11 protein-coding genes are annotated in these 13,294 nt (G+C 50.9%); 10 read left to right on the top strand and 1 reads right to left on the bottom strand.

What is annotated here, in order from left to right:
* Positions 1-19: 19 nt before the first annotated feature.
* Entirely contained in the window at positions 20-1,705 is a 1,686-nt protein-coding gene (locus RB297_RS20835) for a PrpR N-terminal domain-containing protein (RefSeq protein WP_375121324.1), read from the bottom strand.
* A 241-nt stretch (positions 1,706-1,946) separates the two neighbouring features.
* Here RB297_RS20835 and RB297_RS20830 point away from each other — a divergent pair, with 241 nt between their 5' ends.
* From RB297_RS20830 to RB297_RS20785, 10 genes are all read left to right on the top strand, one after another.
* Positions 1,947-4,733: a glycoside hydrolase family 3 C-terminal domain-containing protein gene (locus RB297_RS20830; protein WP_375121323.1), complete on the top strand. Its 2,787-nt coding sequence runs from the start codon at positions 1,947-1,949 to the stop codon at positions 4,731-4,733.
* Positions 4,734-5,085: 352 nt separating this feature from the next.
* Positions 5,086-5,286, top strand: a complete 201-nt coding sequence (locus RB297_RS20825; RefSeq protein WP_006207692.1) for a cold-shock protein — start codon at positions 5,086-5,088, stop codon at positions 5,284-5,286.
* A gap of 218 nt (positions 5,287-5,504) precedes the next feature.
* Complete coding sequence (locus tag RB297_RS20820) at positions 5,505-5,747, top strand: cold-shock protein (protein ID WP_096774876.1); 243 nt, start codon at positions 5,505-5,507, stop codon at positions 5,745-5,747.
* A gap of 65 nt (positions 5,748-5,812) precedes the next feature.
* Positions 5,813-6,040 carry a DNA-binding protein gene (locus RB297_RS20815; protein ID WP_375121322.1) on the top strand — a complete coding sequence of 76 codons (228 nt, stop codon included), beginning with the start codon at positions 5,813-5,815 and terminating at the stop codon, positions 6,038-6,040.
* A gap of 303 nt (positions 6,041-6,343) precedes the next feature.
* Positions 6,344-6,802: an Hsp20/alpha crystallin family protein gene (locus RB297_RS20810; protein ID WP_375121408.1), complete on the top strand. Its 459-nt coding sequence runs from the start codon at positions 6,344-6,346 to the stop codon at positions 6,800-6,802.
* A 157-nt stretch (positions 6,803-6,959) separates the two neighbouring features.
* Entirely contained in the window at positions 6,960-7,664 is a 705-nt protein-coding gene (locus tag RB297_RS20805; RefSeq protein ID WP_192572718.1) for a PspA/IM30 family protein, read from the top strand.
* 27 nt (positions 7,665-7,691) lie between these two features.
* Entirely contained in the window at positions 7,692-8,723 is a 1,032-nt protein-coding gene (locus tag RB297_RS20800) for a TFIIB-type zinc ribbon-containing protein (protein WP_009593950.1), read from the top strand.
* On the top strand, positions 8,720-9,520 hold the full coding sequence (locus RB297_RS20795) for a TPM domain-containing protein (protein WP_375121321.1): 801 nt from the start codon (positions 8,720-8,722) through the stop codon (positions 9,518-9,520). The genes RB297_RS20800 and RB297_RS20795 overlap by 4 nt, the downstream gene beginning before the upstream one ends.
* A 21-nt stretch (positions 9,521-9,541) precedes the next feature.
* Positions 9,542-10,561: an SPFH domain-containing protein gene (locus tag RB297_RS20790; protein WP_375121320.1), complete on the top strand. Its 1,020-nt coding sequence runs from the start codon at positions 9,542-9,544 to the stop codon at positions 10,559-10,561.
* Between the two features lie 384 nt (positions 10,562-10,945).
* Positions 10,946-13,171, top strand: a complete 2,226-nt coding sequence (locus RB297_RS20785) for an AraC family transcriptional regulator (protein WP_375121319.1) — start codon at positions 10,946-10,948, stop codon at positions 13,169-13,171.
* Positions 13,172-13,294 lie beyond the last annotated feature (123 nt).

The raw sequence follows: 13,294 nt of genomic DNA, 5'->3' as shown, positions 1-13,294 counted from the left end.
AAAAAGCGTAAACTTAAATTTATTCTTTAAGTTTACGCCAAAGCGTGGCCCGATTAATCCCTAATCGTTCGGCTGCTCTAGATTGGTTATTCTTTTCCTCGTGGAGTACGTATTGAATAATGTCTTTCTCGATCTCTTTCAGAGTCCCTTTCAACGGAATAGGGTTTGAGGCTGGAGGCTGATGATCGAGCAAGCGTGCTAGCGTATCGGCTGAAATCACATAGTCCGTTTCGTTCATCGCAGCCTGTTTAATGAGCTGCTTTAATTGGCCGATCGTCATGTGCGAAGCATTCTGCCTTATCAGCTGCAAGGCCTCTTCCTTTATTTTGACCGCCGCCGTCCCGTATTTTTGATGGTATCGGCTTAAAAAGAGCTGAATAAGCGAAGGCAGATCCTCCAAACGGTCCGAAAGCGAAGGCATGATGATCGTATTCAGGCTCATGTTCGGGGTTTCGTGTAGGTCAATCGCCCGATCGCTAAGTATGAATACGCCAATCCGCCTATTTAGGCAGGTCTCCACAAAGGCTATCAAATTCGGATCCTGTATGCATTCTTCCACATGGATGAATTCCACGGTCCTGGCTTTGGTCAGCGGAAGGGTTCCTAACTGATCCGGGGAAACTTGGGCTAGATCGATCTGGAGCAGCAAACCGCCGTCCGAGTACAATTGATGAATATACTTCACGATGAAGGACTTGCCCGTATCTTCCCGGCCAAGCAGATGGATGGGCTCATGATGTTGATACAGAGCTTGGATGCTAGCCAACGTGGTGCGCATGGCAGCGGATTCGGCAATTATCGGCTCTGCTAAAGGCTCAGCGTAAGCTTTGATGCCTGACTGCGCAAATTGATAAGGCCGCCCTTTTTCCAAGGAGTAAACTTTATAGCTTTTGTCATCCAATGTGGTTTCATAGGCTGTGACGGAAAGCTGGTAATCGTCCATCGTAAAAACATTCTGCACTTGGGATTTGTGGAATTCCACATTAGTATTGATCAGATAGATATGGTTATCCGTCAAAGGGCTGTGCTCAAAATCGGCCAACTGCTCATATACGATTTCATTCTGATCGTTAAAAATCACGAGATTGGGGTGCTCTTTGGCAACCAGATCGTTCAGAATGGCCGAGACGGTATGGTTGTTGCTCAGGTAGCGGTAGATGAGCTGGGCATCGTCCAGGGCTCGCATGATGGATTCTTTGCCGGAATGGATGAGGAGGCCCTTTAACCCGTAAGCCTCGGCCGTATGGACAGTGATGACATCCCCGACTACCTGCCGGTATCCGGCAGCTTTCAGCTCCAGCAATAACCGTGCAACATCTTCGGAGCTGTGAATGGTATACACTTTTAAAGGCAGATCCATTAAATCAATAATCGATTGGGCGCCCGATGTAATATTGGAAAAGCCGACAATGGCGGTTTTTCCGTTAAACTGGCTCGCCAGCGTCAAGGAACGGATCATGTCGTATCCGGACAGGTGGACGTCAATGACGGGAATCGATACCGCGGCTTTAATCAGCTGGGCCGTTCCGCCGCGGCTGATAATCACCTCGGCTCCGTTGTTTTGAGCCGAAGCTGCCAGCTCGGCCCCTTTTTGCAAGTCGCCGACGGCGTATTGTATGTCTAACTGGGGAAACAGAGGAATGCACTCTTGTATGATGGGAACCATCGCTTCATAAGGAGCGATCATATGGACACGTATACGCATAACTGATCCTGCTTTCATTCAAAATCATCCAATCGCATATCCCGTGATCGCGGAATATCGATGTTTACATTATTATAGCCAACTTCATCGCATCCTGCGAACATTGCACTGTATTCCCCTACGGAATTTGTTACTATGATAGTACATAGATGCCTAATACCTATTGTTGGAATTCGTCAGGCATTTACAATCTTTCTTCATATAGCTTGGTGATTTGGAGAAACAAACAGGAGGGAACATATTGAATACACAGAGAGTGGGAGCTCCTTTGGAAGGCTTTGCCGAGTTCAGCCGAAAAGTCGCCGCCGAAGGTGCCGTACTGTTAAAGAATGAAGGACAGGCTCTGCCCCTGCAGCCGAACGAAACCGTTTCCGTTTTTGGCAGGACGCAGATCCATTATTACCGCAGCGGTACGGGGTCTGGAGGCAGCGTTCATGTTTCCCATACAACGAATCTGCTGGGCGGTCTTCGGGATAAGAAGGGCATCGCCGTCAATGAAGAATTGGCTGCTGTTTATGAGAATTGGATCGAGCAGAATCCTTTCGATAACGGCGGGGGCGGCTGGGCGGCTGAGCCGTGGCATCAGAAGGAAATGCCTTTGACCGATGAACTGGTCTCCGCGGCAAGACGCGCATCCGACAAGGCGATCGTTGTCATCGGACGGACGGCCGGAGAAGATCAGGACAACGCCAATGAGCCGGGCAGCTACCAGCTAACGTCCGAAGAAAAAGCCATGCTGCAGCAGGTAACCAAGCACTTCGAGCAAACCGTTGTGGTACTGAATGTGTCCAACATTATCGATATGAGCTGGCTGCTCGATGAAGGTTATGGGCATCCGATTTCTTCGGTCATTTATGCTTGGCACGGCGGCATGGAGGGCGGCAACGCCATTGCAGACGTATTGGCGGGCGAGGTTACGCCCAGCGGCAAACTGACGGATACGATTGCTTATTCCATCGAGGATTATCCATCGACCCGCAATTATGGCAATGAGCTTAAGAACCTGTATCAAGAGGATATTTATGTGGGCTACCGTTTTTTCGAAACGTTTCGACCCGCAGCCGTCCAGTATGAATTCGGGTTTGGATTGTCCTATACGCAGTTCCGAATCGAGCCGCAAGAAGCCAAACTTGCGGTCAGAGAGGGAGCACCAACCGTTGAGATCGGCGTGAAGGTGACCAATATCGGGACCGCCTATGCAGGTAAAGAGGTTGTGCAAGTTTATTATGAAGCACCGCAAGGATGGCTGGGCCAGCCTGCCAAAGTTCTGGCCGCTTTCGGGAAGACGCAGGAGCTCCAGCCGGGGGAATCGCAGCAGCTAACGCTCCAGTTCCCGGTTCATGCCATGGCCTCCTATGACGATGCAGGCGCAACGGGCCACCGTTCAGCCTATGTATTGGAGGCCGGAACGTACCGTCTGTACGCGGGAACCAGCGTGAGAAGTGTGCAGCCTATCGGCTTGGATGGTCAAGAAGGTTATGTTGTAGAAACGCTGCAAGTTGTCGAGCAGCTCCAGGAAGCCATGGCGCCAACGGAGAGCTTCACGCGAATGAAGCCGGGCGATCGCAGGGAGGACGGCTCGTACGAGCTTACTTTTGCGGAGGTGCCGAAGCGCACGATTGCCATGGAAGAGCGCATTCACCAAAACCTGCCGCCGACCTTGGAGCAAACGGGCAATCGAGGCTATACCTTAAGGGACGTCCATGAGGAGAAAGTCAGCATGGAGGCTTTCATCGCCCAGCTTAGCGATCAAGATCTGGCGGTCATCGTCAGAGGGGAAGGGATGAGCAGTCCGCTGGTTACGGCGGGGACGGCATCGGCTTTTGGCGGCGTGAGCGACCGTTTGCTCGACTACGGCATTCCGGTGGCTTGCACCGCGGATGGACCGTCCGGTATTCGGATGGACAGCGGGCAGCAGGCAACGCAGGTGGCGATTGGCACCCTGCTTGCAGCAACGTGGAATACGGAGCTGGTCGAAGAGCTCTATGTGATGGAAGGCCGGGAGCTGCTCAGCTACAACATCGATGCGTTGCTGGGCCCAGGTCTGAACATTCGGCGCAGCCCGCTGAACGGTCGCAATTTCGAGTATTTCTCGGAAGATCCGCTCATCTCCGGCGCCTTTGCTGCGGCGTGCACGCGCGGGATTATGAAAGGCGGCTCCAGCGCCACGCTGAAGCATTTTGCATGCAATAACCAGGAGAAGCATCGGAGCAAAGTCGACGCCGTCGTATCCGAACGGGCCCTTCGGGAAATTTATCTGAAAGGCTTTGAAATCGCGGTGAAGCAAGGCGGGGCGAACTCCATCATGACCTCGTATAACCCGATCAATGGGCACTGGGCGGCATCCAATTATGATCTGAACACCACGATTCTGCGCGGAGAGTGGGGATTCCAGGGCATCGTCATGACGGATTGGTGGGCCATTATGAACGACGTGGTAAACGGAGGCCCGGCCGATCGGAAAAACACGAACTGGATGGTCCGTGCCCAAAACGATTTATACATGGTGGTCATGAACTACGGAGCGGAAATCAACGCATGGGAAGACAACACGCTGGCATCCTTGGAAAATGGCACGCTGACCCGCGGAGAGCTGCAGCGCAGCGCCATGAACATCTGCCAATTCCTGATGCATGCGCCGGTCTTCTCCAGAAAGCAGGTGATCGAGGAAGCCGTGGGTTCATTTAAAGCCGATCCTTCCCTCGGGTCGGTACCAGCACAAGCCTTATCGGAGAGCACGCAAGTGAAGCCGGCTGTTGCGGGATCGACTTATGTGAAGGTGGAGGAGTCCGGCGAGTACCGGATCATTGTGCGCATCATGTCGCCGGAATCGGAACTGGCCCAAAGCGCCTGCAACGTCACGCTGAACGATCAACCGGTAACCACGATTCAAACGAATGGTACCGACGGCAGATGGATTCGGCAGAAGCTTGTCAAAGTGGAACTGGAAGCCGGTTATTACGAGATGAAGCTGGACTTCGTCAAGCCGGGCTTGCAGATCGAGTGGATTGAATTTAAACGAGTTTAGATCTAGAACACAGGGGACATCGCAAAGTAAACCGTTTAGGAAAAAGCTTGATTCATTGATACATGAAATTAAATGGTAAATGTCCGATGCTTCTCGTTTCAACATAACGAAGGTGGCCCGCTCATGGAGCGGGCTTCTTTTAGGGTTTCTTAAAAATTCCGGCTGTAAATTGGGAAACATTCGTCGTTTGCTATTCCAGATCTGTTGAGGTATAATAAGTTTATTGGGATTTTGACCTGAGATTCACATATTGCAGAGGGTTATTATTTTGATTATGAACCTTGTGCAATATGTGAATTTTTTGTTTTTTAACCAAAAATGAGAAAATCATATAAATTTAGGAGGTGTTTCTATGCAAACAGGAACAGTGAAATGGTTTAACGCAGAAAAAGGATTTGGTTTCATCGAGGTTGAAGGCGGCGAAGACGTATTCGTACACTTCAGTGCAATCACTGGCGATGGCTTCAAGTCGCTTGACGAAGGACAACGCGTTGAATTTAACGTAGTCCAAGGCAACCGCGGACAGCAAGCCGAGAACGTTGTAAAACTGTAGACGTGAAAGGATCCCCAAACGTATCGTTTGGGGATTTTTTTTAAGATATCAGAAAGTATGAATTTCGGAGGATCTGCTGCCAGGTATCGCAAGAAAAACTACCGCTAATCACGTCTGTTTTCTTAGAGAGTACGTCGATAGACATTTTTCATATAAAGGGTAGGCTTGCTGGTTTAAGGTACGAAAGCGTTAAAAAATGTAGCTGAGGGGGAAATGCATTGTCTTATTCTTGGAATAAACCACTGGAAAATCTGCCGGAGGAGATGACCGCCATCTGGTCTTGTACGAAGGAAGGGTGTAACGGTTGGATCCGAGACAACTTCTCGTTCAAGGAAGTTCCCGTTTGTTCACAGTGCGCGTCGTCCATGGTCAGCAGCAATAAAATCCTGCCGATTCTCGTTTCGTCGGATCAGCAAATCAAGCTTTACCGCAAGAATCAGCGCAAGGACGCGAAGTCGTAGGGCAGTTCTCACAGTCCCATCACCATCCTGTCTCGTTCGTTGCGTACAAGAAAGGTTGAGATTTCATGCAGGCATTCGAAGATTGGAATCTAAAGGTGAAAAAAACGTTTAATGCTACAAGTAACAAGGAGGTATTAACCGTTTCTGAGGCAGGTCATTTGTTAGGTCTGTCCAAAGACCAAATGAAGATCTATGTCGACCGGAATAAGCTGACTAAGGTTCCGATCATGCGAAGCGTGCATCGATACCTTTTGTTGAAAAGTGAAATCGGTAAAATTATGGAAAAGCAATAAAAATAGAGCCTCGCGCTCTCCGATCAGTATCGATCTTCCATATGAATATATAAGAGAAGAGAGTGCCCTAAGGGCGCTCCTTTTTATTTCATGCCTCCAGTCGATCGGTGGAATTTTTAAACCAATCACCTTAAAGGTCAAAAAAGGTCAAATTTAAAGATCCAAACAAATTCTGTTGTCAAACCGGCCGATAATGAGCTATTTTAGCGCGATTTCCTGCATCATCGGTTTTGGCATTTAAACGTTCCGGGCATATAATAAAAGCGTAAGGTCAAATAAGGTCAAAAGAAAGGGGAATTCATGATGTTTGAATTGATGCCATTCGGCAAACGCAGAGAGGATGCCTTCGGACAACTGATGAAGTCATTTCATGATGCCTTTAACGACGCTTTTCCTGATGATGTATTCGCGCCGTTCAAGGGTTCGATGATGTCGTTTAAGACGGACGTCAAGGAGACGGAGCACGCTTATCTGGTTGAGGCGGAGCTGCCCGGTTTTCGCAAGGAAGACATCGAAATCAGCTACGCTGACCCTTACTTAACGATCAAAGCCGTGCGCAGGGAAGATCAGAGCGTGGAGGATACGAACCAGCACATCGTCCGCAAGGAGCGCCGTTACGGCGAGTATGTGCGCAGATTTTACGTTCAGAGCATAGCCGAGGACCCAATCGACGCTTCCCTGAAGGATGGAGTCCTTAAGCTTGAAATACCAAAAAAGTCTGACCCTGGTAAGAAACGCATCCAGATCCGGGATGAAATCTAATAAACATGCCCTCCGATCCAAAAGGTCGGGGGTTATTTTTTTGTGTTCCCTTAGTCATAAATTTACATATATACCAATGAATTTCGGCAAATGAAACCTATTGGGAGTATATAGGGTATTATAAGTTAAATGTAAACTTTTCGAGGGGGACGCACAGATGGGAATCTTATCGAGGTTTAAGGATATTATGAGGGTGAATGTGAATTCGTTATTGGAACGGACGGAAGATCCGGAGAAAACGATCGATACCTATATGCGGAGCTTGAACGGCGATCTGGGTAAGGTGAAGGCGGAGACCGCTTCCGTGCTCTCGGATGAGCGGAGAGCGAAGCGGGCACTGGATGAGTGCAGCGCCGAAATCCAGAAGCTGCAGCGGTATGCGGAGAAGGCCGTGGAAGCGGGGAATGAAGGCGATGCCCTGAAGTTCCTGGAGCGAAAAGCAGCGCAGGCCGAGAAGCTAAGCGACCTGCAGGCAGCCCACGAATCGGCTTCCGCAAACGCCGTCAGGATGAAGCAATTGCAGGATAAGCTGGTATCGGATATGAGCCAGCTGGAAGCTCGCTATGCCGAACTGAAAGGGAAGATCGCCGCTGCGAAAACCCAGCAGGAGCTGAATGCCGGCCGATCCTCCTTGGGCGGTGCCAACGCGGCATTCCATACCATGGAGGAGAAAGCGAACCGTGCTTTGGATGAAGCGGAGGCCCTGGCTGAGCTGCGCGCAGGAGCGAAGGAAGATGACCTGGACGATTTGATCGCGGAGTTGGAGAAGAACATGGGCAAGGACGGAGTTGCCCCGACCGCACCTCCTAATGCCGAGGATGAACTGGAAGCGATCAAAGAAAAGCTGAACAAGAAGGAGTAACCATTTCATTGTTATCGAGGTGAGCAAATGCCGGTAATTGAATACAAATGTCCGAACTGCGGCAGCGGCATGGTTTTTGACGGCGATACGGGAATGTTGTCTTGCCCCAGCTGCGGAAGAAAAGACAACATCGAGGAAATCCCCGACCCGCTGAAGAAGCAGGTGTTCGCGGAAGATGAGGTAAAGGAGTACCATTGCAATAGCTGTGGAGCCGTGATCGTGACCGAGCCGGAGACCAGCGCAACGACCTGCAGCTTCTGCGGATCGGCCGTCGTGCTCAGCGACCGGTTGAGCGGCGAGCTGGCTCCGGTGAAGGTCATCCCTTTTTCGATTACGAAGGAAGAGGCGATGAAGGCGTTCAAGAAATGGTGCCGGAACGGCCTGTTGACGCCAAGCGGATTTATGACAGCGGACCGGATCAAGGGCATCACCGGGATCTACGTCCCCTTCTGGCTGTATGAGCTGCATAATCGGGTTGAGGTTCATGGCCAAGGCACCAAGGTGAGAACTTACACGCAAGGAGATTACCAGTACACGGAGACCGAGCATTTCGACATCTACCGGAAGATTCGCTTGAATTATGTGAAGGTGCCGATCGATGCTTCCGAGAAAATGAACGATGAGCTGATGGATAAGCTGGAGCCTTTTCCCTATCAGCAGCTGAAGGAATTCAAGACGCCTTATCTGGCCGGGTACATAGCGGAAAAATACAGCCATGACGACGAGCAGCTTCTTCCGCGCGCTAAGGAAAAGATCAGTTCCTTCATTGATTCGTATATTTCGTCGGCGGTCTCAGGATATACGACCGTGAGTTATACCAACAAACGGATCGATACCACCAAGAAACAGGCCGATTACGTTCTCCTTCCGGTATGGATGGTGCACTATGATTACAACAAATCGGAGTATACGTTTGCGATGAACGGCCAGACGGGCAAGGTGGTCGGCAAGCCGCCGATCAGCAAAGCGAAGGTGGCCGGGTGGTTCGCGGGCATTTCGGGCGTCTCCTTGCTATCCTTGAAGCTGATCTCCTGGGCAATGGGAGGAGGGTTCCTGTGAGAAGACGATATGCGTTATGGACGGTCTTATTTTTACTAACGGCATATTTGATAGCGCCCTCCGGGATCGTCAAAGCTGCGGATGATAAGCCTTTGATCTTTGACGAAGCCAATCTGCTTAGCCCGGAAGAACGGGATGAGTTGAATGCGATGGCGAATGAGTATGGTGCTGAACGTGAGACAGACTTTATGATACTTACGGTTAACAGCGTTCCGAATGACGATTATGAGACATGGACGGAAAACTTTTACGATGAGTACGCACCCGGGTATGACAGGCGGCACGGCAATACCGCCATTTTGACCATCTTAATGAGTACTAGTGATGGTACTCGTAGAGTTCATTTGGAAGGTTATTATAAGGCCGAAAAGTATCTCGACTCCGGTAGGCTGTTAAAGATACAAAACAAGATTACTCCGGACTTGTCGAGCGGCAATTACAAGCAGGCTTTTGAAAAATACATCAAAACCGCTCATCGGTACATGGGCTTTGAGCCGGACGTGAATCCGGATAATATTATATTTAATCTCTGGTTTCAGCTGGGAGCTGCCGCTGCCATCGGCGCGATCGCCGTGGGCATCATGGCTTACCGCTCCGGCGGGCGCGTGACGGTCAACAGCCGAACCTATGAGGATGCCAGCACATCGGGGATCTTGAATCAGCAGGACCGATATATCAGAACGACCGTGACAAAGCGGAAAATAGAGCGCAACACGAGCAGCGGCTCGGGCGGCGGAGGCGGAGGCGGCGTCACCGGCGGGGGCCATTCGCACAGCAGCAGCAGCGGAAAATTTTAATGGGAAGGGAATGTAGCATCAATGGGATTTTTCAAGAACCAATTCTCCAACGTAGTGGAATGGGAAGAGTTTAGAGATGACATGATTTTCTGGAAATGGCGCAACCGGGAGATCAAAAAAGGAAGCAAGCTGGTCATTCGCTCCGGTCAGGATGCGATATTCATCAATAACGGCAAAATCGAAGGGATTTTCGAGGATGAAGGCGTATATAATATCGATTCGGATATCATCCCGTTCCTTTCTACCCTAAAGGGATTTAAATTCGGCTTTAACAGCGGTATGCGCGTGGAAGTGCTGTTCGTGAACACCAAGGAATTCACCGTTCGTTGGGGTACGCAGAATCCGGTTCTGATCCCGACGCCGCAGCTGCCGGGCGGCATGCCGATCCGTGCCAACGGCACGTTTAATTTTAAAGTGAACGATTACGTAACGCTGATCGACAGGATTGCCGGGATCAAAGAAAGCTACCTTGTGGAGGACGTGAAAATCCGGATCAGTTCGGTGCTCGATCAATTGTTGATGAAGTGGATCAGCCGCGAAGGCAAGGACATGTTCAATCTGCAGGCGAACGCTTCCGACATCGCCAGAGGAATTCGGGAAGACCTCGACATGGAAGTGATGGACAACGGGATGACGATTACCGGCTTCCAGGTGATGAGCTTCAATTATCCGAAGGAAATTCAGGACATGATCACGAAGACGGCCTCCCATGAAATGATCGGCAATCTGCAAAAGTACCAGCAGGTCAGCATGACGGACGGGATCGCGTCCGGCAAGGTGAAAGGCGGCGGTGCGGCTTCGGATATGGCAGGCATGATGATGGGGATGAACATGGCCAATGAAATGATGAAAAATATGAATCAGAACCAGGGCCAAAACAATCCGAATCAAAGCCAGCAGTCTCCGGCCGCGAAGGAGCAATCCGCCCCAGCAGCCTCGTCCTCTTCCGAAGGAAACAAGAAGCCCAATTTCTGCCCGAACTGCGGCGCGAAGAACGAAGGGGCGAACTTCTGTCCGAATTGTGGTCATAAGCTGGGTTGAATGAAAGCCAACAGCACGAATAAATGCAACCTTGGGATGGACCTAAAGGTTTTGATGTCACGGTTAAAACGATGCGAACTGCGTTATTTCTTCTATTAAAAGTGAATTTAACTCACGAAAGCCCCCTCACTTATGAAGTGAGGGGCTTTTTTGCTATGAACGCCGTAGCTGAGTTATGTTGCTACCTTTCCGCAGAGGGAAGTGGCTCACAACTGGAATGAAGAACAGTCTCCAAGGGCAGGAAGGTGGGTGCTGCAGCGCGAATCCGGAGAAATAGAACTTGACGGACAAATGAGAACTAGGCAAATGGAAAAGGGGTACATTATGATAGGACATATCGGTCATAAGAGAACTCCGAAAGACGAAGGGGGACAGGGGGATACTATGTTCAGATCGACATCCTGGCGCATATTTGTGATTAGCGGCATCTTTTTTGCAATGACCATCATACCGTTCTCGTTGTTTCTGGCCAACCGGTTTTCCCATTTCGCATACTCGCAGATGGGAACGTTTAATCAGGACCGCATCGACGAAATGGCGGAGCGGGTCGAGTACATCCTGGCCAAGCTGAAATGGTACAGCCTGACCATGTACGAGGATCATTCCGTGCAAAACTGGATGTATGCTTCAGCCGACAATCTGCTTCAAAATGCCAGCACGATGGGGGTGTTATCTAAATATTTATCTCACGAGCCTTATATTGAAACCGCTTACTTATTCAGCATCCGCAAACGTGAGGTGATCGACGCCAAAGCTGGATTACTTTCGTTCGAGGAATTTGCCGATCAGGCGATGCTGCAGCGGATCGAGCGCACTCCCGGGAATTTTCTCCGCTATTTTGATCACCGGATAGGAAACCAATCGTATTTGGCGCTTCAGCTTCCTTCGACACCTGTGCAGAAAAACCGGGACGGGTATCTTGTCGTCCTGTTCGACAAGAAGGAGCTGCAGAAGCATTTGATCTCAGGCGACGAGAGGGCGGATACGCTGCTTTCGATCGTGGATGATCGAGGAAGATTGATTCTGGGCGAAGGGGATGGTCGGCTCGAGGAGACCATCGATAACATCCAGACGGGGCATAAGCGGGGATCATTCGAGATGAACAGCCCCGGAGGAAAAGCATTCGTCAACTATGCGCGGATGGGATCGCCGGAGTGGACCATTATATCTGTCACTGAAATGAAGCAATTCCGCGAAAAGGCCGGGGCGTTCAAAACAGTCATCATCGTCTGCTCGCTCCTGCTGCTCGTGGCGCTGCTCCTGGTCGCCTATTGGAATTCGCGCCGTTTCGTCGGGCCATTCCGCCGGCTGGCGGATCAACTGCAGCGGAAGCTGGGCGTGAAGGGGGAGAACGATTACGGCGTTATCGAGCAGGGCGTCGTTATGCTTCGCGATCATTATCCGCTGATCAAGACCGAATATTTGCGGCAATGGCTGCTGCAGGGCAGGCTGACCGACGGCTCCAGAGCGGCGATTGCGCGCGAATCGTGCCTGCTTGACTATGGGTGGCTTCGGTTGGCTGTTATCAAGATCGATTCCTATTACGAGATATCCGAGCGGTATGATTTCTTCTCTCGCAAGCTGCTCAAGTATGCAATCGGCAATATCGCAGAGGAGCTGCTCGGCACATCAGAACGGCCGATCGAGGTGGTCGATTTTGGGACCGACCATCTGGTCGTGCTGGTTGGCACGGCCAGTTCCCTCCCTGATCCCGAGTTGACCCAAGAGCTCAAGGAGCTTAGCCGTCAAGTCAGCCGTTACGTAAAGCTGGACGTGACGATCGCCGAAAGCGAAGCGCGGCGCGTACATGACGATTTACGCAAAGTATACGACGACATGAACGAACTGACATTATTCAAGTTTGTCAGCGGTGATGACAAAATCTACGTCGAACAAGACTTTGAACGGTATGCCGATTTACAGGCGCCGATCGACTCCGCCGTGCATGAAAGCTTGATCCAGACGATTCGAAGCGGCAAAGAGGAGAAGGTGCTGGCCATGCTGGACGAGGTGTTCACGCGCCTGCAGACGATGAAATATACCGAGTGCCAATTCCAACTGAAACTGCTTCTGTTTGCGATCGTCAAGTCGTTCAGCAAAGTGATGTCTATCCAGAGTGTTGAAGGGATTGAGCGCCATTTGAGGCAGTTCGCCACGCTTACCGAGGTCCGCGAATGGCTGAAGGAAGAGACCGGGCGGATGATCCGGCAGCTTAGCGACCAAAAGGGATTCAATCGCAAGGAAAAGCTGATTGGGGAAATCATCGAGTACGTCCGCTACCATACCCATGACCCGATGCTGTCGGTAGACGATATCGCTGACCATATCGCTTTGTCGGCCAAATACGTCCGGCAGCTGTTTCACGAACATTACGGCATGCCTCTATCGAATTTCATTTTGAACGAGCGGCTCGGGAAGGTTAAGGAGCTGCTGGAGCAGACCAGCATGCAGATCACCGAAATTGCAGAGCAGTCCGGTTTTCAGACGAAAAGCCACTTTTTCACCGCATTTAAAAAAGCCACCGGCATGACGCCGAGCCAATACCGCGACAGCAAGGCGGGCGAGCGGATGGAGCGGACGCGGCAGATAGCCGGGAACTCTGCGAATTAGAAAGGTCAGCGGGCGATTGAGAACCGGCCAGACCAATAACAACCGGCCGAACGCTCGCGAATCGGCCGCGCGAGAACCGAATCCGGCCAATGAGAACTAGGCAGCAGCAGCCGTGAATGCTAC

Origin of the sequence: Paenibacillus sp. CR_12 (genome assembly GCF_041953985.1) — a bacterium.
Lineage (GTDB): Bacteria > Bacillota > Bacilli > Paenibacillales > Paenibacillaceae > Paenibacillus_AQ > Paenibacillus_AQ lautus_A.
Note: the sequence above shows the minus strand (reverse complement) of the source record. Positions and strands in the feature narration are given on the sequence as shown.